Annotated in this window: 18 protein-coding genes, 1 tRNA gene and 2 pseudogenes; 6 read left to right on the top strand and 15 right to left on the bottom strand. The window is 69.5% G+C overall.

Annotated features, from left to right (window positions below; all coding sequences use genetic code 11):
* Nucleotides 1–32: 32 nt before the first annotated feature.
* Nucleotides 33–1,418, bottom strand: coding sequence for a PP2C family protein-serine/threonine phosphatase (locus MB828_RS10020; RefSeq protein ID WP_133023766.1), 1,386 nt, complete (start codon nt 1,416–1,418; stop codon nt 33–35).
* 614 nt (nt 1,419–2,032) lie between these two features.
* On the opposite strand from MB828_RS10020, the gene MB828_RS10015 reads away from it, so the two are divergent.
* Together MB828_RS10015 and MB828_RS10010 are read left to right on the top strand one after the other, a co-directional pair.
* Complete coding sequence (locus MB828_RS10015) at nt 2,033–2,707, top strand: bifunctional DNA primase/polymerase (RefSeq protein WP_133023767.1); 675 nt, start codon at nt 2,033–2,035, stop codon at nt 2,705–2,707.
* A 55-nt stretch (nt 2,708–2,762) separates the two neighbouring features.
* A pseudogene (locus MB828_RS10010) lies at nt 2,763–3,290 on the top strand (hypothetical protein); the annotation flags it as partial.
* A gap of 503 nt (nt 3,291–3,793) precedes the next feature.
* On the opposite strand, the gene MB828_RS10005 reads toward MB828_RS10010, so the two are convergent.
* The 3 genes from MB828_RS10005 to MB828_RS09995 form a co-directional block, all read right to left on the bottom strand.
* The gene (locus MB828_RS10005) at nt 3,794–4,759 is read right to left on the bottom strand and encodes a DUF5926 family protein (RefSeq protein ID WP_133023768.1); all 966 of its coding nucleotides are present in this window, start codon (nt 4,757–4,759) and stop codon (nt 3,794–3,796) included.
* A 258-nt stretch (nt 4,760–5,017) separates the two neighbouring features.
* A complete protein-coding gene (locus tag MB828_RS10000) occupies nt 5,018–5,656 on the bottom strand; it encodes an ATP-binding protein (RefSeq protein ID WP_301647860.1) in 639 nt (212 codons plus the stop codon).
* A gap of 193 nt (nt 5,657–5,849) precedes the next feature.
* On the bottom strand, nt 5,850–6,677 hold the full coding sequence (locus tag MB828_RS09995) for a glycerophosphodiester phosphodiesterase (protein WP_133023770.1): 828 nt from the start codon (nt 6,675–6,677) through the stop codon (nt 5,850–5,852).
* A gap of 257 nt (nt 6,678–6,934) precedes the next feature.
* On the opposite strand from MB828_RS09995, the gene MB828_RS09990 reads away from it, so the two are divergent.
* Together MB828_RS09990 and MB828_RS09985 are read left to right on the top strand one after the other, a co-directional pair.
* Nucleotides 6,935–8,392 carry a S1C family serine protease gene (locus MB828_RS09990; protein WP_301647859.1) on the top strand — a complete coding sequence of 486 codons (1,458 nt, stop codon included), beginning with the start codon at nt 6,935–6,937 and terminating at the stop codon, nt 8,390–8,392.
* A gap of 60 nt (nt 8,393–8,452) precedes the next feature.
* Nucleotides 8,453–8,539 (top strand) — tRNA-Ser (locus MB828_RS09985).
* Between the two features lie 135 nt (nt 8,540–8,674).
* Here the strand turns inward: MB828_RS09985 and MB828_RS09980 are convergent.
* The gene (locus tag MB828_RS09980) at nt 8,675–8,995 is read right to left on the bottom strand and encodes a hypothetical protein (protein ID WP_301647858.1); all 321 of its coding nucleotides are present in this window, start codon (nt 8,993–8,995) and stop codon (nt 8,675–8,677) included.
* A gap of 254 nt (nt 8,996–9,249) precedes the next feature.
* Complete coding sequence (locus MB828_RS09975; RefSeq protein ID WP_301647857.1) at nt 9,250–9,510, bottom strand: hypothetical protein; 261 nt, start codon at nt 9,508–9,510, stop codon at nt 9,250–9,252.
* Nucleotides 9,511–10,991: 1,481 nt separating this feature from the next.
* Here MB828_RS09975 and MB828_RS09970 point away from each other — a divergent pair.
* On the top strand, nt 10,992–11,345 hold the full coding sequence (locus tag MB828_RS09970; RefSeq protein ID WP_301647856.1) for a DUF6233 domain-containing protein: 354 nt from the start codon (nt 10,992–10,994) through the stop codon (nt 11,343–11,345).
* Nucleotides 11,346–11,458: 113 nt separating this feature from the next.
* Here the strand turns inward: MB828_RS09970 and MB828_RS46825 are convergent.
* Nucleotides 11,459–11,548 (bottom strand): annotated as a pseudogene (locus MB828_RS46825) (WhiB family transcriptional regulator); the annotation flags it as partial.
* A gap of 141 nt (nt 11,549–11,689) precedes the next feature.
* On the opposite strand from MB828_RS46825, the gene MB828_RS09965 reads away from it, so the two are divergent.
* Nucleotides 11,690–12,787, top strand: a complete 1,098-nt coding sequence (locus MB828_RS09965; protein WP_301647855.1) for a hypothetical protein — start codon at nt 11,690–11,692, stop codon at nt 12,785–12,787.
* A gap of 350 nt (nt 12,788–13,137) precedes the next feature.
* Here the strand turns inward: MB828_RS09965 and MB828_RS09960 are convergent, their stop codons facing one another.
* The 8 genes from MB828_RS09960 to MB828_RS09925 all read right to left on the bottom strand — a co-directional run bounded on the left by MB828_RS09960 (nt 13,138) and on the right by MB828_RS09925 (nt 18,751).
* Nucleotides 13,138–14,499 carry a tyrosine-type recombinase/integrase gene (locus MB828_RS09960; protein WP_301647854.1) on the bottom strand — a complete coding sequence of 454 codons (1,362 nt, stop codon included), beginning with the start codon at nt 14,497–14,499 and terminating at the stop codon, nt 13,138–13,140.
* 59 nt (nt 14,500–14,558) lie between these two features.
* Nucleotides 14,559–14,744, bottom strand: a complete 186-nt coding sequence (locus MB828_RS09955; protein ID WP_301647853.1) for a helix-turn-helix transcriptional regulator — start codon at nt 14,742–14,744, stop codon at nt 14,559–14,561.
* 156 nt (nt 14,745–14,900) lie between these two features.
* Entirely contained in the window at nt 14,901–16,157 is a 1,257-nt protein-coding gene (locus tag MB828_RS09950; RefSeq protein WP_301647852.1) for a DUF3631 domain-containing protein, read from the bottom strand.
* Between the two features lie 190 nt (nt 16,158–16,347).
* Nucleotides 16,348–17,274 carry a bifunctional DNA primase/polymerase gene (locus tag MB828_RS09945; protein ID WP_301647976.1) on the bottom strand — a complete coding sequence of 309 codons (927 nt, stop codon included), beginning with the start codon at nt 17,272–17,274 and terminating at the stop codon, nt 16,348–16,350.
* A 131-nt stretch (nt 17,275–17,405) separates the two neighbouring features.
* Nucleotides 17,406–17,852, bottom strand: coding sequence for a single-stranded DNA-binding protein (gene ssb / locus MB828_RS09940; RefSeq protein ID WP_301647851.1), 447 nt, complete (start codon nt 17,850–17,852; stop codon nt 17,406–17,408).
* A gap of 2 nt (nt 17,853–17,854) precedes the next feature.
* The gene (locus MB828_RS09935) at nt 17,855–18,025 is read right to left on the bottom strand and encodes a hypothetical protein (protein WP_301647850.1); all 171 of its coding nucleotides are present in this window, start codon (nt 18,023–18,025) and stop codon (nt 17,855–17,857) included.
* An 11-nt stretch (nt 18,026–18,036) separates the two neighbouring features.
* On the bottom strand, nt 18,037–18,540 hold the full coding sequence (locus MB828_RS09930; protein WP_301647849.1) for a hypothetical protein: 504 nt from the start codon (nt 18,538–18,540) through the stop codon (nt 18,037–18,039).
* 19 nt (nt 18,541–18,559) lie between these two features.
* Nucleotides 18,560–18,751 carry a hypothetical protein gene (locus MB828_RS09925; RefSeq protein WP_301647848.1) on the bottom strand — a complete coding sequence of 64 codons (192 nt, stop codon included), beginning with the start codon at nt 18,749–18,751 and terminating at the stop codon, nt 18,560–18,562.
* Nucleotides 18,752–19,014 lie beyond the last annotated feature (263 nt).

Raw genomic sequence — 19,014 nt, 5'->3', positions numbered from 1 at the left:
AGGGGGTCGGCCTCCGTCTGCTGACTGGCCGGTCAGTCGAACCGGGCGGCCAGCAGGACGACGTCCTCCTCGCTCTCCGCCGTGTCCAGGCCGTCCGGCAGCACCGTGCGCAGCACGTGGTCGGCGACCGCCCCCGGGTCGTGGCGCAGCGCCCGCGGGATGCTCGCGGCGGCCGTGTGCAGGCGCGCGAAGGCGCGGTCCATGGGGTCGCCGGTGCGGTGCAGCAGCCCGTCGGTGTACAGCAGAACCGTCTCTCCCGCCGCGGCCTGGATCTCCACGCTCGGCGCCTCCCAGCAGGCCAGCATCCCGAGCGGCGCGGACACCGAGGTCTCCGCGAACTCGGTGCGGTGCGGACCGATCAGCAGCGGCGGGCTGTGGCCGGCCCCGGCCAGGGTGACCTTGCGCAGCGCGGGTTCGCAGTACGCGAACAGGGCGGTGGCGGAACGGGCCGGTTCGGTCAGCCTGAGCAGCAGTTCGAGGTCGGAGAGGACCGCGACCGGGTCCTCGCCCTCCATCACCGCGTAAGCCCGCAGGGAGGCCCGCAGCCGGCCCATCGCGGCGACCGCGCTGGGCCCGGAGCCGGTCACCGAGCCGACCGCGAGACCGAGGGCGGCGTCCGGCAGCGGCAGCGCGTCGTACCAGTCGCCGCCGCCGCGCGGGCCGGTCCGGTGCCGGGCGGCCAGCTGGACGCCGCCCACCCGGGGCAGCCGGGACGGCAGCAGTTCCTCGGCGATGGTCGCCATGCACGCGCGCGTGCGCTGCACCTCGAGGAGCCGCACCAGGTGCTCGGCGGCGTGCCGGACGTACAGGCCGATGAGGTGGCGCCGCCGCTCGTTCGGTTCGGCCGGTTCGTCGTAGAGCCAGACGACCGCGCCGAGACGGGCGCCCGCGTCGGCGGCGAGGGGGAGCGCGTAGCTGGCGGCGTAACCGAGGCGGGCGGCGACCTCCCGGTGTCGCGGGTCGAGGCCGTCCTCGGCGAACAGGTCCGGGTGCGCGATCTCGCCGGCGGTACCGCTGTCGTACGGCAGCGCGCCGCGCGGGACGGTCTCCAGGTGGCCGAGGTCCGCGGGACCCAGGCCGAGGCCGATCGTGGTCCGCGGCCCGAGGCCGTCACCGGGCTCCAGCGCTACGAGGCCGCGCCGGGCGCCCACGAGGGCGGCACCGGCGCGCAGCAGCTCCTGGAGGGCGGGCTCCAGTCCGTCGGTCCGGGCGAACCGTTCGGTTAGTTCATGGAGGGTGGTGAGGTCGGAGACCCAGCCGGCCAGCCGGTCCTGGAGGAGGGTGCCGGGGGCCGGGACGGCGGGGGCCTTCGGGACGGAAGGTGCGCCCGGGGCGGGGGGAATCGGCGCGACAGTGTGTGCGGGCGTGGGAACCGTTGAATCGATTCCAGCCACTTTCGGAGGGTGCGGGGCGTTCATCGCGTCCGGCTTTCAGACCTGTGCGTACTGCTCAAAAGCATCGCAAACCCCCATGTCTTTCTGCGCCGCCGGCAGTGTCTCCACATGTACACGCACTCGTAAGGAGATGTCCAGCATTGTCCTGCTGGGATTCCTGGTGTCCGTGGGACCTTGTGGAGGTGTCTCCCGGACGGCTTGCACAAAAGCAAAGTTGGCTTAAAACTGACTCGGGCAACGGTTCATTGCGGTCGACTGGCCTTGCTCCACGGAGCGTCACAACGGTCGTGATGGGTACGTACTCGGTGAAGGCCAGGGGTGGTTGGGGAGCACCCGGAACCTGGCGACGGACCCGGGCGTCTTAACCACCGACGACCGTGCCCCATCCTCCCGTGGCGGAGGCGGAGAGAAACACTCGGAACGGCAAAACGCCAGACTTCGCCACCCCCGCGCCGTGTCCGTGGTTTTGATAGAGGCAGTACGGGACGCGGGTGCGGCCCCCGCTCGACCCCCTGGGGTTCCCCTTGCCCGGCGCAAGGGTGTGATGCGCCAACAGGTACGCACAGTGAAGTGATCGACACATGGTGTGATGTGGTCCTCGGTGTTGCCAGCGGTGCAACGGAAAGGAACGAGCGCTCATGCGCGAGATCCTCAAAAGGCGACGCAGGCTCCTGTCCAAGCGCAACGACAAGGGGCCTGAGTTCCTCGGCGCGGCCCTGACCTTCGCGACGGAATGGCAGTGGCCCGTACTTCCGGGAGTGGCCCCGGATCCGCAGGGCCGGGCCCGGTGCGCCTGCCCCGACCCGGAGTGCACGGTGCCCGGCGCGCACCCCTTCGACCCCGGTCTGCTCGCCGCCACCACCGACGAGCGCATGATCCGCTGGTGGTGGGGCAACCGGCCGACGGCCCCGATCGTGCTCGCCACCGGAGCGGCCGGCGGCAAGGCGCCCTGCGCGGTCAGCCTGCCCGCGCTCGCCGCCTCCCGCGCGCTCACCCTCCTCGACCGCCGCGGCATGCGCCTCGGCCCGGTGGTGGCGGCGCCCAACCGCTGGGCGCTGCTCGTCAAGCCGTACTCCATGGAGCAGTTGGGCGAGTTGCTGTACGCCAAGGACTTCGTCCCCGGCTCGCTGCGCTTCCACGGCGAGGGCGGCTATCTCGCCCTGCCGCCCTCGGAGACCGGGCAGGGCGCCATCCGCTGGGAGCGGGCTCCACTGCCCGGCTCGGCCAAGCCCTGGGTGCCCGATGTGGAGGCCGTGGTGGACGCCGTGGTCGACGCCCTCACTCGTACGGGTGTGAGCGCACCCGAGTTGTGAGGATGTCGGGCGCGCGCGCGTGGCTTGTCCCGTCGTGGTCGTTATCTTCCGCTACATGAACGTACGTCTGCTCGCCCTCGCGGGCGTCGTGGTGTGCGCGGTCGCGCTGCCGCTGACCGTGGCTTCCGCAGGGCAGGTGGGCGACGCCGCCGCACGCCCCTCCGATCCGTCCGGGCGGCGCGACGACGCGAAGCTGCCGGTGCCCGCCCGCTCCCCTCTGGTGCTCGGGCTGGGCCTGGCCACGGCCGCCCGCTGCGGTCCCGAACTCACCTCGCCCGACGGCGTCGAGGCGCAGACCTGTGTGATGACCCAGGGCGCGGACACCTGGGCGCGCACCTACTACCGCAACGCCACCGGGGCCGGCCTGGACTCCGTGCTGAGTCTGATGGGCCCGCACGGCCACACCGTGCAGACGCACTGCGACGCCGGCGCCGACGACGAGCCCGCCACCTGTGAGACACCCCGGGAACACACGCGGGGCGCGCTGGACGCCTACACGGCCGTCTCGGAGTTCGCGGCGCGGGACGACGACGGGCCACTGCTGCTGCGCTCGGCGAGCAACTCCGGGAGCGACTCCCGGAGCGGCTCCGCAGGCAACTCCGGGAGTGACTCCGCGGGCGACTCCGGGAGTGACTCCGCGGGCGACTTCGGGAATGACTCCGCGGGGAACTCCGTGAGCGACAAGCCCGGGGGCGCGTCCGCCAGCGGTTACGAGGCGGGCCGGCGGGGTGGTGCCGGCGGCAATTCCGGGGGCGGCACCGGCATCGGTTCCGCGGATGTTCCCGAGGCCGGCCCCGCGGTGTCGTCAGGCAGCAACTCGAAGTCAGCTCACGGAAGTTGACGCTTCACTGTGGTCCGTACACCGGACGCGGGCATGAAAAAGGCCCGGTTGCTGGCGACGGGGGATGCACCAGCAACCGGGCTACTGAGACCGTAACAAGAGATCGGCGGTTCGCAAATTCGATCTCGGCTATTCGGACACGTATTTGCTTGCCACGTAGGGAAGTTGTGACAGGAGTCACCTGAGCCGACGGACCTGGCACGGCTGACCGGTCGGTCAGCCGCGCCCCGCGTCCGCGCTGATCGTCAGCTGAGCGTGACCTGCCGGTTGGTGAGCCCGCCACGGGCCCGCCGCTCGTCCGCCGTGAGCGGTGCGTCCGAGGCCAGGGCGGCCGTGAGCCGCTCGGCGAACTCCGCGGCCGGCTTCTCCACGTCCTCCGCGCCGACCCCGCTCGGCAGGTCCCAGACCGGCACGGTGAGCCCGTGGGCACGGAAGGAACCGACCAGCCGGGTGCCCTCGCCGAGGCTCGAGCTGCCCGCCGCGTGCAGCCGCGCGAGAGCGTCCAGAAGCTGCTCCTCGGCATACGGCATGACCCAGCGCAGGTGGTTCTTCTCCGGCGTCTCGCACCAGTAGGCGGAGTCCACGCCGGTCAGCTTCACCGTCGGGATGGCCGCGGCGTTGGCCCGCTCCAGGGAGGCGGTCACGTCCGGGGTGGCGTTCTCCGCGTCCGGCACCCAGAACTCGAAGCCCTCGTGCACAACTGGCTCGAACGCGCCCTCGGGGTCGAGTAGGTCCTGCAACCGGGGGCCGTCGGCGGGTGCCCGGCGGCCCTGCACCGGGGTGCCCGGCTCGGCGGCCAGCGCGCGCTGGAGGATGTCGGCGAGGTCGCGGCTGATGTCACCGGACGCCGTGTCGTTCTGCAGGCCGAGCAGGACCGAGCCGTCGTCGCGGCGCAGGGCCGGCCAGGCCATCGGCAGCACCGTCGCGAGCGTGACCGACGGGACGCCCTCGGGGAGGCCGTCCTTCAGGGTGAGCTCGACGGTGGCGGCGGGCACCAGCTCGCGCAGCGCGACCCAGTCGCCCTCGCCCGCCAGCCCCTCGAACGGGCGGTGCACCAGCTCGGTCGCCGCGTGCGCGGCCGCGCGGCCGTGGCACGCCTTGTAGCGCCGGCCGCTGCCGCACGGGCAGGGTTCGCGGGCGCCGACTACCGGGATCTCAGCGTCGCTGAGCTGCGGCCGCGTGGCCTTCGTCTGGGGTCGCTTCTTGGCCATCTGGGTGTCTCCCGGTTACGGCTCGTCTCGTACTGGCGGGAGCCTAGCCGTTCGCGCCCCGGACCACGGGAACCTGTGGACAGAGGCGCGGTGGGAAGCGGTCCGGAAAGGGCCGATCGTGGACGGGGCGCCGGGGAAGGCGGCCCCGTCCGGTCTGCCGGGCATGTCCGTCGCGCCGAACGCGTCCGGGGTATGTGGCTCCCGGTGCGGCGAGCGTGTCCGGGGTATGCGGCTCCCGGTGCGCCGAACGCGTCCGGGTCAGTCCAGGTCGTCGAACGCGTCCGTGAAGTCCAGGTCGGTGAGTTCCGGGCCCGCGGGTGTCGCGACGTGTGCGGCGAAGGTGTCGTGGCGGTCCCGGGTGCGGGGGACGCGCGCGTCCTCGTGCACCACGACCCAGACGGTCACCTCGCCTCGGGCGTCGTCCCGGACACCCCAGTCGTCGGCGAGCGCGGTGATGATGTTCAGCCCGCGGCCGCCGTGTGCCGTGACCGAGGGCGTCATGGGGGCCGGCCGGGTCGGTCCGCCGCCGTCCGTGACCTCGACGACCAGCCGTCCGCGTGGGTCCACCCGCCAGGCGGCCCGGACGTCACCGTCTCCGGCCAGGGCGTCCCCCAAGGGGCGCCCGTGCTTGCAGGCATTGCTCAAAAGCTCGGAAAGGATCAGTACGGCATCATCGATGACCGCTTCCGACAGGCCGCCCGTGCGCAACTGGTCGCGCATACGGTGTCGCGCCTTCCCCACGCCCGCAGGGCCATGGGGAACGGCCATGCTCGACGACGTGGGCACCTCCTGTGCCACCACCAACGCCACCCCCGAGACCTCCTTTGCCCCACGCCACGGTGTGGATGCCCCATCGGCCTGAACCGGAAACCGGCCAATGAATGTCCGGTGACGCATTCGAAACGAGCGAATACGTACCGAACGCGCCGGAGCACTCCCTGTGACGGGTCGTCGCCGCGTCCCCCAGACACGGCTTCGTATGGCTTGATTTCATTGGTGTGGCCGAAAGTGAGAATGGTGCGAGTGGGGCGCCTGGGTCAAGAGGTGCGAGACGTCCTTTACGTGTCTCTTTATCTGAGACATATTCAGCTCACCGTCCCAGCCGGCGCAGCACCGCCGCGGGCCGGTTGGTGATGATCGCGTCGATGCCGAGCTCCACGCACAGGTCCACGTCCTCCGGCTCGTTCACCGTCCACACGTGCACCTGGTGGCCGTTGCGCTTCAACCGCTCGATGTACGAGGGGTGGTTGCGCACGATCCGGATGGAGGGGCCCGCGATCCGCACACCGGCCGGCAGCCGCCCGTCACGCAGCCGGGGCGAGAGGAACTGCAGCAGGTAGACCGTCGGCAGGGTCGGCGAGGCCGCCCGTACCCGGTGCAGCGACCGCGCGGAGAAGCTCATGACGCGCACCGGCGAGTCGGCCGCCGTGGCCGGGGCGTCCAGCCCGAACCGCTTCAGCAGTGTCAGCAGCCGGTCCTCCACCTGGCCCGCCCACCGGGTGGGGTGCTTGGTCTCGATCGCCAGCTCCACCCGCCGCCCGGCGTCCGCGACCAGCTCCAGCAGCCGTTCCAGCGTCAGTACGGAGGTGTCCTCGCGGTCCTCCGGCCGGAACTCCCAGTCGGGCTCCTCGTCCCGCCCCCGCCAGGCCGGGCTCTTCTTCCACGCGCCGAAGTCCAGGGCGGCCAGGTCCGCGAGTTCCAGGGCCGAGACCGCGCCCCGTCCGTTGGACGTACGGTTGACCCGTCGGTCGTGCACGCACACCAGGTGTCCGTCGGCGGTCAGGCGAACGTCGCACTCCAGGGCGTCGGCGCCGTCCTCGATGGCCTTCTTGTAGGCGGCCAGCGTGTGCTCGGGGGCGTCCTCGGAGGCTCCGCGGTGGGCGACGACCTGGATGCGATGCTGTGGTGCGTGGGTCACCGCGACATGGTGCCACCGCCAAGGGGTACCCGGGGGCATCCCCGATGCCAGCAAAGGGAACTTTTGTCGGACAGGCCCTATGTAAAGGTTGTCCGTGTACCCACAGCCACCGCTTATGGTGCTCTGACGGCCTGTGGGAAAAGCTGACGGCATACAAAAGCACATGCACAGCTGAATCGCGCCGGACCGACAACAAGCGTGAACGAGCGTGACCGAGTGCGACCGACAAAAACAGCCGTGGACCGAGGAGAGAAGCTGTGAGCACCGAGAACGAGGGCAACCCGGTACCCCCGGCCCCGTCCACACCTCCAGTGCCGCCGGCGACTCCCGCTGCCTCCCCGCAGCCTGCCGCTTCCGAGGGGGACGCGCCGACCGCACCGATCCCGCCGGCCCCCCAGGGCGCTCCCGCCCCGGCCGCGGGTGACCCGTACGCGGCCGCACCGCCGGCACCCGAGGGCGCCTGGCCGCCCCCGCCGCCCGCGACCCCTTCCTACGCGGACGCCGGAGCGGGTGCCGGAGCCGGCTGGGGTTCGCCGTACGACCAGCAGCACCACCCGTACCAGCAGCCGCAGCCCGCGCCGAAGAAGGGCAGCGGACGCGGCGGCCTGATCGCCGCCGTCCTGGTGGCCGCGCTGGTCGCGGGCGGTGCCGGCGGCGGTCTCGGCTACACGCTGGCCAAGAACAACGACGACAGCGGCTCCACGACCGTCTCCGCGTCCACCGACAGCGGTGTCACCCAGGTCAAGCGCGCCGCCGGCACCATCGCGGCGGTCGCGAACAAGTCGCTGCCCAGCACGGTCACCATCGAGGCCGAGTCCACCAGCGGCGACGGCGGCACCGGCACCGGGTTCGTCTTCGACACCCAGGGCCACATCGTCACGAACAACCACGTGGTGGCCGACGCCCTCGACGGCGGCAAGCTGACCGCGACCTTCCCGAACGGCAAGAAGTACGACGCCGAGGTCGTCGGCCACGCGCAGGGCTACGACGTCGCGGTGATCAAGCTCAAGAACCCGCCGTCGGACCTCAAGCCGCTGCCCCTGGGCGACTCCGACAAGGTGGCCGTCGGCGACGAGACGATCGCGATCGGCGCCCCCTTCGGCCTGTCCAACACCGTCACCACGGGCATCATCAGCGCCAAGAACCGCCCGGTCGCCTCCAGCGACGGCAGCGCCTCCAGCAAGGCGTCCTACATGAGCGCCTTGCAGACCGACGCCTCCATCAACCCGGGCAACTCCGGCGGTCCGCTGCTGGACGCCACGGGCGCGGTGATCGGCATCAACTCGGCGATCCAGTCCGCCTCCAGCGGCGGCCTGGGCAGCACCGGGCAGTCGGGCTCGATCGGCCTCGGCTTCGCCATCCCGATCAACCAGGCCAAGTACGTGGCCCAGCAGCTGATCAAGACCGGCAAGCCGGTGTACGCGAAGATCGGCGCCTCGGTGTCCCTGGAGGACTCGTCGAACGGCGCCCAGATCACGGACTCCGGCTCGGGAGGCTCCGCCGCGGTCGAATCGGGCGGCCCCGCCGCCAAGGCCGGACTCAAGCCCGGCGACGTCATCACCAAGCTGGACGACTCGGTGATCGACAGCGGCCCGACCCTGATCGGCGAGATCTGGACCCACCAGCCCGGTGACAAGGTGGAGATCACCTACAAGCGGGGCGGCTCGGAACACACGGTCACCCTCACCCTCGGCTCCCGAGTGGGCGACAACTGACTCCCACCCGCCCGCACGAACCGGTTACCCTGTTCCCCGCGCCGATCTCGATCAGCGCGGGGTGGGTTGCCCGAGCGGCCTAAGGGAACGGTCTTGAAAACCGTCGTGGCAGCGATGTCACCGTGGGTTCAAATCCCACACCCACCGCAGCAGGTCAGAGACTTGCAGGTCAGAAGGGGTGCCACTCTCCGGAGCGGCACCCCTTCGGCATGACCGTGTCTCACCCTGATTCGCCGGTATCCCGGTTTTGACCAGCATGTGCGGCCAACCTGCGGCCAGGATTTACGGCCCCCGCGTCGAACCGGATGCACTGCTGGGAAGGTCGTCATCGTGGGTGTCGGCTATGAGTTCGGCGAGGGTGAAGTGGGCCTCGTAGTTCGACCATCGGCTTTCGACGCGCACGACGTAGCTGCGCTCGGACACGCGGAAGACCCGTCTTCTCTCACGGCGACGTCCTGCTTCGGTTAAGGCTTCTGCACAGGTGTCGACGATCCGCAGCATCACGGCAAGGGCTTGCGCCTCGGTCCCTTCCACCTCCTTATGGATGTTGTACCGGAAGGCTTCCGCCTCACCGTCAGCCTTCACGATGGCCCATCGAGGCATGGTGTTCTCCAGTCCGTGAGACGACGCGAGCTGCGTAGTCACTAGCCGCGTCGCACAGTCGGTCCGCACGCGACTTCGGGCGTGGAGACCTTGGCGCGGGGAGATTAACGGAAGAGGAAGGGCTCAGGGCCTGCCTTTTGGATCTTCAGTGCTCGCGAGGCTCCTATAGCGGGCCCTACCGGCGAGCGAATAGCGGACGCGCGTGAGCCCCCTCCCTACCGCTGTGGCGGGGAGGGGGCTCGCGCGCGTGGACGTTAGTTGCGGCTGCGCTCGTCCTGGTGGTGGCCGGCTGGGGTCATCCCGCTTCCGCGCCGGTCGAGGGCCTTCGGGGGTTCCGGCTTCTTGCGGGGGATCCAGATGCAGTCGAGTACGACGACGGTGGTGAAGACGGCGGCGGCGGTGCGGATGCCGTACTGCTGGTCGAGCATCCAGGCTTGGGCGGTGGCGAGGAGGGTGATGGCGGGGGTGGGGCGTGTCCACATGACGCCCAGGGGGCGCCAGGCTCGTGGTTCCATGGGTGTGTCCTTCCGGAGTCTTCGCGGTTTTCGGGTGCAGGACGTCGCGGGGGGTCGCCTGTGCCGGGCGGCCCCCCGCTTGTGCGTTGGGGAGTCTTCAGGCCATGCCGTCGTCGCGGGGTGCGGGGGCCTGATGTCGTACGACGGTATGCGATCGGATCTGGCCTTGACTCCATCAAGGGTTTCTGTTGGCCAACTGGCGCGGATCCGCGCCGATGATCTTCGACAAAGTTGCAGGTCAGAGATTTTCTGACATCGGTGTTGGACTGTGACAGCTGATCAAATCCGCAGGTGGGAAATGGCCCGCTTCAGGCTTTCCTAGGTTGGCCGGAAGTGTTCGGTCTGCCCGGTCTCGGTGACCGACCTATCCGGTGTTGGGCGGTGGGTTCAGTGAGGTCCGGGTGATCCGGCAGGTGGCTCAGACCTTTCTTGATGCGGGCCAGGGTGCTACGGGTGCCGCCTGTCGGGATCTGGTGTATCCGGTCGTTCGATCACCGTCAATGCACGCTCTGCTACGCTACGTAACTTCCAGAGCGCCGACGAGCACGGATTCGTTCGGGCGGACGGTTCGTGCGCGCTGACGTTGACGTTAGGCGATCAAATCAGGCCCTGGCTTTGGTGGGAGTTTTCCTCGGCCACTCGTTGCGATCTTGCGGGGCGATCTGCGCGGATCGCCAGGGAGTTCTCGCAGGTCAGAGGGTCTAGAGGGTTTCCTTCAGACATTGTGTGATCGCACAAAACCTCAGCCAGCAGCCGGAGTTGAGGCTTGGCGAGAAATCGACTCCACTCGAATCGGCATGGATCGCCAGATCGAGCGCCGAATGTCCTGTGTCACCGAACCTTGAGCATCTGCCATCGAAGTCTGAGCGGCGAAACTGCAGGCCATCGCCGCCCAGGCACTTAACCGCGAGTGGGCGCCACAGTGTCATCACCGACGGACCGCGCCTACGGTGACGAGATCCCGCCGGGCTACATGTCCTGGCCGGTGTACTCACTCGTGACCATTACATGTAGGGAGCTCCCGCACTGCTTGCAATGGCGGTCCTCGTACTGATAGCTCATCCTGTTGTCCGGGCCACCGCCCCAGTAGCGGGCCATCACCCTGTAGCGGGTGTGCGGGCAGCTATCTCGATGGTGCTCATAGGAGAAGAGACGCCTCAGCCACATTTTGAGCGGGTTCATGGTGCCCCCACTTGGCCTATGGGATACCCGTGCCTCTACGTCCAGGATGACTCATCAGGCGCGCGCACCGATCGTCGGCGACCTGGAAGCTCTACGGCCCAGCGGCCCCCCTTGGTGACTCGCGTGGAGGAGCGGAGACGACATCCAGGACTCAGTGTGGGCAGCTGAGCGGCACACTCAAACTTCGGTGACACGAACTCGCATCTGTCAAAGTTCGATGGCGCACGCCCAAGATTCATTGACACAGGACACCGAGGCGCGCCAGTACGACAGGGTCGTCACAGCCTAGAATCGAACGCGTGACCGATAACCCGCCTTCTCGCCTCGATCTGCTGCTCTTCGCACGCCGTGTGGTGGTGCAGCAGGCGACGGCGAGCTTGCGGCAGATCGACGGCTGGATCGCGGAGGAGGAACGGCGGGAGGCGGAGCGGCGCCGGGGGGAGGAGGCGCGGCCGGCTGAGGCCGAGTGGCTGGTGCAGTGCGGGCTGAACCGGCGGAACGTGGATGCGGTGCACGTGGGTGACTGCTGGGCGGCGAAGAAATCCGGCCGGTGCCGTCCGGTGACCCGGGCGCAGGCGCTGGAGGCTCTGCGGCAGCAGGTGAAGGCGTGCATGCACTGCCGTCCTGATACGACGCTCGGCGTGCTGGACTGACCGCGCAGCGAGAGGCCCCCGCCCGAGTTCGGGCGGGGGCCTCTCGCTGTGTCAGCTCTCGTCGGCGACGGCCGCGGCGGCGCGTTCGCGCGCGAGCTGGTCGCGTTCGTCGACCCCCAGACGCCGTCTCGGTAGTCGTTGGCGATGGCGTAGTCGGTGCGGGCGTCGCGGACGGGGCAGCGGGCGCACATGGCCTTGGCTTCGGTCGTCTTCTCCTTGAGGGGGGACGAACAGGTCCGGTCGTTCTTTGCAGGGGGTGTCGGGGCGGGTGCAGGAAACGGTGGTGCCGCTCGGGGCTCGGCGCCCTATCCTGCTCTGTTCGCTTACAGAGGGGGTAGCACGTCGTGAATAGCCTGATAGATCCGCTCGACGAGGGTCAGCAGTGTCTCGTTGACATCGTCTGGTCGACGTTCGCTGAGCACGGGCGGTTCCCCGCGTTCTTCTACGTGGAGTATGTGATGCGGCGCAACGGGCACGACGCGGCCGCCGTGCTCAGCAGCTTCCCTGCGGTGGGCACGCTTCTCACCCGCCGCTATCGGGCGGTCGATTGGTGGGGAGCTGGTCACAGCCCCGACCGTGATGGGCCAGTCGTCCTGACGATGGCTGGGCTGTATCACGTTCACGATGACCCGACGGCCAAGGTGATCAGGGATGCCCTGCTTGCGTTCATGCGGGAGTGCAGTCGGGAACAGGAGGCGATTCTGGCCTCGCCGTTCACCATGCCGCCCGTTGATCTCGATCTGGATATGTACGTGAAGGTGGCCGGTGTTCCGGGGGCCTACGTGGGGCACATGGCGGAGGTGGCCAAGCATGAGTGGCCTGGAGTCCGCTACAACGAGGGGAGCAGGTCCGGCCATTTGGGCTGGCTGGGCGAGGTCGAGTTCGCCACGGTCGAGGACTATCTGGTCTCGGTCAGTGCAGCGCTGTCGCCGCCCGAGCCGCCGGCCGCGCTGTCGTACGCCGAGCCGCGTGCTCTCCTGCGGGCGATCAACTTCCTCGACGTGACGAGTGAACTCGTCCTCGGTAGTCGGCTCGTGGCTCGACCGCCGATGGACCGGTCCAGTCTCCTGGCCCTGGATGTCGAGGACGAGGCCGGGTTCCATGCTGGCCTGGTGGTGCTGACGGAGATCCTTCGTGACTTCAAGGTGCCGGGCTCGACCCCTCCCTCTGGGCTCGGTCGCCTCGAAAGTCACCTCGTCGGGCTGCTGCCCACGATCGACCGGGCCGTAGTTCATCAGGCTGTGGAGCGCCTTGACCAGATCCGGATTGTGCGGAACTCGGCCGTGCACCCCAAGCCGTCTTCCCGGCTCCTCACTGCTCACCAGGCGCTCGGCCTGCCTTTCCCGGTTCGGGATTTCGCAGCCGCCTGGGACAGCGTCCGTGCCCATGCCGAGCGGGAGCTGAGTCGCGTCCAGGAGGCGGTCCAGGCCGCGCGTCCGTGAGTCGGACTGCGGGCGGCCCGCGCGTGGTCGGTCTACTCTGCAGGGCCCCGCTCGGATGAGGCGGGGCTCATGGGCGTCAGTCCGTGGCGTATGCAGTGGCTCTGTTTCACGAGAAACGACAGCATCTGTTCACCGGTTTGGACGGCACCGGCGTTGCGTGAAAAGTCCCGTCGTTCGCCCGAAGGGCGGGCCGCGCGGCGTCAGGTGCGTGCTCTCGGCGTGCCGGGCGGAAGTCCTCGTACTGGATGTACTTGGGCTTTCGCCCGGTGCGGCGAGTGGGGGTCCCCCCGGCCGGAGGCTGGGGGAGCGTGCATGGCGTCGCGCGGCAGGCGGGACTTTCGCAACACGCCCTAGGCCTCGTGCTCGGCCAAGCCCTGCTCGATCAGCGTGTTCATCCGTTCCTCCTCGCCGTCCAGAACCTTGGCGTAGTAGCGCTGGAGTACGGCCACGCTCTGCCCTGCCCGGCGGGCAGTCTCGGCGAGGCTCACTCCGGAGCGGAGCCAGAAGGACACGCACGCGTGCCGCAGGTCGTACGGGATGGCGGCCAGGGGAGATGCCACCTGCGCGGGCGTTAGCGCCTGGCGGCGAGCCTCCTTCCACACCGCTCCGTACTCCTGCGATCGGATGGGGCCGCCCCGAACCGCGCTGAACAGACGGCCCTCAGCGGTTGTCCCGAACGCTTCGAGATGGGCGCGCAGGATGGCGACCAGGACCGGCGGGATGGGTACCGGCCGGACGGCACGGCGGGCCCGGTGCTTGAGCTGCCTTTCTTCGTACGGCTTGCCATCGTCGGTCCAGGCGGATCCCACCTGGGGCCGGGCGCCGGCGAGCATGAGCCGTCCCCAGCCTTCCGTGGGCAGGTCGCACTGATCAGCGCTCAGCATGGACACTTCCTCGGGTCGCAGTGCCGCGTAGTACATGCACGCGAAGAACGCGACCAGGTGGGCGCCACGCTGACCCTGGGCACGGACCGCGTCCAGCAGCATCCGTGCCTGTGCAGGAGTGGCGACGCTGCGGACGTCCAGCTCTTCTACGGCCTTGGGAGTCTCCCAGTGCACCCGGTGAAGAGGGTTGGCGGGCAACAGCTCCTGCTCCACAGCGAGGCGAAGACAGTTACTCAGAACCGCCCGACGGCGCCGGAACGTGTTCGCCGCGGCTGCCTTGCCGTTCTGGCGTGTGGCCAGGTGCTCCAGCACCACGCGCACGCGCTTCGCGCTGTCCAGGTCGATGACGGCCGGCGAGTTGCTCGCCACCCATGCCAGCGCCTTGGCTTCCGGTTCCGGCGGGTCCTGGTCGTGGCGTCCGGCGTTGAATCCCCACTGGTAGAGCGCACGGCGCAAGAGGTCGTCCGTCGGGCGTCCCTTCCCGTCCGGGCACAGCGCCATGGTGGCGATGGTCAGGCTCTCTGCAATGCTCGCGCGGTGCTTGGCCGCTGCGGTCGGCCACTTCCGTGCAGCGTGGGCACGGGCGTGGGAGTACCAACTCGTACGGTTCCGCTCGCGCACCTCCGAGACGGGCAGTCCCGTCTCTGTGTCGAACGGCTCCCCCTTGCGGGTCGCGGTCAGCAGCTCCGCACGGCGAGCGTCCGCGAGCGTCTTGGTCGCGAACTTCTCCTGATACTCCTCACCGTCGACCAGCCAGCGCAGTTGGAACGGGGCCGCCTTGCTGGAACGCTTCCGGACGTTCCAAATGCGCACGTCGTAGCTATGCATCGTGCTCCTCACAGAGATGGGCCCCGCCGTACGGCGGGGCCCATCGGGTAGTTGAACGGTCAGGCTGCGATCTCGTGCTTTGCCCACCACGCGTCCAGGTCGCTGCGGCGACACCGGATCTGGCCGTTCGGCAGCTTGATGAGCTTGGGAGCCTTGCCGCGGGCGCGCATCCTGTAGAAGGCGGCGCGGCTCATCTCGATCTCTTCGAGGACTTCGGGGAGTTTGAGCATCTCGGGGCGAGCCATCGTTGCTACTCCTCGCTTGGAGCCTTCTGGGGAATCCGCAACATCCGCCACGCCGCAACATTGCTGGTCAGCGGCTTGAATTTGTGGCGGATGGCGATTGTGTTGCGGATAGGTGCCGCCACGGGCGGGGTGGCGGCACCTGTCGAGTGGGCAGCGTCAGCCGACGCTGCGGAGGGCGCGTGTGTCGGATTCCGCAAACATGTGGCGGGTCTCGGAAGGCGTATCCGCCACAGATTCACCCGTGTTGACCTGCGGTGTTGCGGCTGTTGCGGCTGTTGCGGATTCTCCGGGGGGAGGGGGGCAGTAGCGGGCCCACGCGTCGCTGAGATCCTCCGCGTAGTAGCCCTTCGGGGTGGTGCTGCCGACGCGGATTCCCTTGGGCTTGATCGGGGTGTTGTCGGGGCGGACGTACTGGCTGAGGAGCTTGGCCATGGCGCGGGCGGTGAGCGGCTTGATCTGCTGTCCGTCCTCGCTCATGTCGGCCCACGGCGCGTCATCGATGCCGAGCAGGACTTCGAGGATGGCGGCGGTGGGCAGCTTGTCGACCCCGCAGAACACGCGGTCGCGCAGGTCGGTCAGGAGCCGCACCCCGAGGGAGGCTTCGTCGCCTTCCCGCGCGGCCTTGATGAGGGCGACGCAGGCGGCGCGGGCTCGTTCGGGCCAGTGCCCGCCGGCCGCATCCGCCACCGCGAGCAGGGGTTCCCACACGTCGGCCGGACGGTCCGTGACACCTTCGGGCATGTCCGGCCAGGCATTCGCGATCTGGTCGTGCAACGGGGCTGCCCACTCCGCCAGCCGGTCCCGCAGGGCATGGCCCTGCTTCTCGTGGACGCGGCGCCGGTAGGGCTCGCACTTCTCGTTGGGCGCCTTCTTGCGCATCCGGATGATGACGGAGCGGGTCAGGATCGTGTCCGGCAGCGAGCCGAGCCCGGCCATGGCGACCGCGCAGAACGACGGGAGGAACGCGGCTTTCTGGTCGGAGCCGTCCCCGACGCAGCGCAGGGACTTGGCGCCGCGCCGGTAGCCGGAGTTGAGGAACCCGCGGACTTCCTCGTTCCCGCCCGCTTTCGGCCCGAATACGGTGTCGATCTCATCGAACAGCAGCGTCGGGGTGCCCTCATCTGCCGAGACGAGCCGGAACAAGGCGTTGGCGGAGGCGTTGACGGTGGTCGCGGAGCGCGGGGTGAGGGTTTCGATGATCTCCAGTGCCCGTGACTTCCCCGAGCCCGGTTCGGGGCTGAGGAAAGCGATACGGGCGGTGCCGTCGAGCGCGTCCATCAGGTGCGCGTGCGCGTCCCACAGGGTGACGGCGACGTAGGCGTGTTCGGTGGGGAAGACGTTGAAGCGGCGGTGGAAGGCTTCCACCTCATCGAGCAGTGCGGCGCCGTCGATGGGGGCGTTGGGCCTGTTCATGCGGCGTTCCTCCCTTCACGGTGGCGGGACGGGCACGGAGTGCGGTGAATCGAGGGGAAGAGCTGAAAGGACGCCCTTCGGGCGACCTTCTTTCGGCCGCCCACCGTGGTCCCGGCGCGGGCGGGCGGGGCGCCCTGCGGTCCGAACGGGGTGCAGGAGAGGCAATCCAGGAGGGGGGAGCGGGAGGTGGTCATGCGGTTTCCCGCGGTGTGGCGTGCGCGGTGATCCACTCCATGGCGCTGCGGATCGTCGTGCGGCACTCGGCAGCCGACAGGCCCGTCGACTCCCCCGCCGCCTGGATTGCCTCTTCGACCGTGTGCCGGGGGATGTGTCCCCAGGCCACGAACCGGGCCACCTTGCAGGCACTGCGGTACAGCGTGTTGTTGCGCCCGCCGGGCCCACCCTTGGCCGCCGCGGCCACGACCGCGCATTCGCGTTCCAGCGCGGTCCGGGCGGCCTTCGTGCCGTCCCGGACGGGGATCAGGGCGGGCACTGTGGCCGGTTTCGCGGGTTCGGTCAGCAGAGCGCCCAGCCATCCGGGCAGGGGCGCCACGACGGCCGCCTCGGCGACGTCGTAGGCGCCCTGGGGGGTGGTGCTGCCCGCGGCGACGACGTAGCCGCCCCAGGCCCGGGTGTCGATGTGCGGACCGAGCTTCTTCACCGTGCATTTCAGCCGGGTGCCGGGCGGGGCGGTGAAGTACAGGTGTTGGCCCCCGCTGGGAGTCCGCACCCGGTAGGTGAGCGGGAAGGGCTGACCGGCGCGCTCGCAGAGCGCGTTGAAAGAAGTGGCGCCGTCAGGCGCTCCTTCCTGCTCTTGTGGTTTCGGCACGTCCAGGTCGACCACGAGCAGACCGGCCGGGCCGGTCGCGATCCCCACGTTGTAGGCGCGGTTGGCCCACGCGGTCTGGATCAGGTCGGGGTCGGTGGTGGCACGCTGCTCCGGGGTGCGGTGCCCGCCCGCGCACCGCCCGATCCGGGGGCAGTCGCGTTCGGGGTGCCCGGAGGGGCGTTTGGTGCCGGGGTGTAGGGGGATGACGGGCCAGCCGCGCTCTGCGGACAGCAGCGCGGCGGCCAGCAGGTGCAGGCTTTCCAGGGCCACGGTCACCGGCTGGTTCATGCTGCGGTCATCCGCTCGCGGGATGGCGGCGGGTTGGGTCATGCTGGATGCCTCCAACAGGTCTGTTGTGGACTGGTTGGCCGGGGCGGTCGCGTGTCTTTGGCGAGATCGGGCGACCGCCCCGGGCACGGCTAGAACGGCGGTTCGGCGTCCGCGGCGGGAGTGCCCGGGGTGTTCCACGGGTCGCCGGCCGGGGCGGCGCCGCTATTGGTGCGCTTGGCGTTGACGGTGACGGTGGTGAAGCGGACGGACGCGCCGATGTCGTCGATCTCGACGGCGAGCATGGAACGCTTCTCGCCCTGGTCGGTGGTCCAGTCGTGCTGGCGCATCCGGCCGGTGGCCACGACCCGCGAGCCCTTGCTCATGGATTCGGCGACGTGTTCGGCGAGGGTGCGCCAGGCGGCGCAGCGGTAGAAGGCGGTGGTGCCGTCCTTCCACTGGTTCGACGTGCGGTCGAAGCTGCGCGGGGTCACGGCGATGGTGAACTTGGCGAGCGCGGCGCCGCCTTCGGTGAACTTCACCTCGGGGTCGTCGGTCAGGTTGCCGACGAGGGTGATCGGGGTTTCTCCGAACGACATGATCACTCGCTTTCGGGGTTGGTGGGCTGGTGGTCGACGGTGAAGTACAGGCGCACGCGCTGCTGGTCGCGGGTGGGGTACTGCCGTCCCGGGCCGGTGCCGAACGCAGCGGCCAGGGTCTGGCTGACGCGGTCGGCGTCGGCCGGCTCGCAGATGACGCGGATCTCGAACACGACGCTCCCGGTCAGCGGTTGAGTTCGTTGCGGTTGCGGGCGATCAGCCCGTACGCGGGGGCGGTGATCGTGTTGGTCTCCTGCCGCACGGGCCCGACGTAGTGGTGGTGCGTTTCCGTGCGGGTGGTCTTGAGGGAGCGCAGCGCGGATCCGATCGCGGCGACGACACCGGCCACGGCGGCGATAGGGAGGGTGACGAACAGAACCGAGGTGAGGGTGACGGCGGCGAAGCCCTGGCAGGCGAGCCAGATCCCGCATCCGATGCCGACGCAGGTGGCGCCGACGCCGATGCCGGCCACGGCGGTGCCCGCGGCCCAGGCCGGGACGATCCGGTGGTCCGGCTGCGGGACGGGCGGGGTGGTGCCGTAGGCGGGCAGGGGGCTGGTGTCGCGGTAGGAGGTCGGTATCTGGTGGGCGGCCTGGTAGGCATCGGCGATGATCCGGCGGGCTTCCGCGGTGGCTTCGGCGTCGGTCATGCGCGGCTGCCAGGCCGCACTGTGGTCGTACTCGGGCATGGCAGATCTCCTGGCAGGGTCAGGTGAGGTGGCGGGCGGCGTCGGCGAGCGCGAGGCACATTGCGCGGACGGGTCCGGCGGCGCCGGTGCCGGCGGTGAAGAACCCGAACAGGAAGAGCACGGATGCGCTGAACGGTCCGAGGTAGCGGCCGCGCAGCAGGACGAAGGCCAGCACCCCGAAGAGGGCGACGGCGGACAGGGAAACGATCACGAGCGGCCTCCTGGAAAACAGGGCGGGCAGCGCCCGGTGGCCGGGTGCTGCCCGCGTGATGGCTTGTCGCGTTGCTTGTCGTCTGTGCTTGTCGTGCGGCTTGTCGCTTGTCTTGTCTTGTCGCTTGTCGCCTCCCAGTTCACAAGCCGTTTCCGGGCCTCACAGAGCCATCCGGAGCCCTTTCTGGGGGCATGGGTGACAAGCGACATGGGGCATGCAGGAGGTCTTGTCAGTGGCTCTGGTTACTGTGCGGAACGCTTGGC

This window comes from Streptomyces arenae, from assembly GCF_022343545.1.
In the GTDB taxonomy this organism is placed as follows: domain Bacteria; phylum Actinomycetota; class Actinomycetes; order Streptomycetales; family Streptomycetaceae; genus Streptomyces; species Streptomyces humi.
The sequence above is the reverse complement of the archived record's forward strand: the minus strand, read 5'-3'. Positions and strand labels throughout refer to the sequence as shown.

Bases quoted from the DNA above. Each gene is read 5' to 3' on its own strand.
- MB828_RS09945 (WP_301647976.1), bottom strand. From the start codon at position 17,274: ATGAACCAGCCGGTGACCGTGGCCCTGGAAAGCCTGCACCTGCTGGCC.
- MB828_RS09980 (WP_301647858.1), bottom strand. From the start codon at position 8,995: ATGCCTCGATGGGCCATCGTGAAGGCTGACGGTGAGGCGGAAGCCTTC.
- MB828_RS09975 (WP_301647857.1), bottom strand. From the start codon at position 9,510: ATGGAACCACGAGCCTGGCGCCCCCTGGGCGTCATGTGGACACGCCCC.
- ssb (WP_301647851.1), bottom strand. From the start codon at position 17,852: ATGTCGTTCGGAGAAACCCCGATCACCCTCGTCGGCAACCTGACCGAC.
- MB828_RS09950 (WP_301647852.1), bottom strand. From the start codon at position 16,157: ATGAACAGGCCCAACGCCCCCATCGACGGCGCCGCACTGCTCGATGAG.
- MB828_RS10015 (WP_133023767.1), top strand. From the start codon at position 2,033: ATGCGCGAGATCCTCAAAAGGCGACGCAGGCTCCTGTCCAAGCGCAAC.
- MB828_RS09960 (WP_301647854.1), bottom strand. From the start codon at position 14,499: ATGCATAGCTACGACGTGCGCATTTGGAACGTCCGGAAGCGTTCCAGC.
- MB828_RS09955 (WP_301647853.1), bottom strand. From the start codon at position 14,744: ATGGCTCGCCCCGAGATGCTCAAACTCCCCGAAGTCCTCGAAGAGATC.
- MB828_RS10000 (WP_301647860.1), bottom strand. From the start codon at position 5,656: ATGCGTCACCGGACATTCATTGGCCGGTTTCCGGTTCAGGCCGATGGG.
- MB828_RS09930 (WP_301647849.1), bottom strand. From the start codon at position 18,540: ATGCCCGAGTACGACCACAGTGCGGCCTGGCAGCCGCGCATGACCGAC.
- MB828_RS10005 (WP_133023768.1), bottom strand. From the start codon at position 4,759: ATGGCCAAGAAGCGACCCCAGACGAAGGCCACGCGGCCGCAGCTCAGC.
- MB828_RS10020 (WP_133023766.1), bottom strand. From the start codon at position 1,418: ATGAACGCCCCGCACCCTCCGAAAGTGGCTGGAATCGATTCAACGGTT.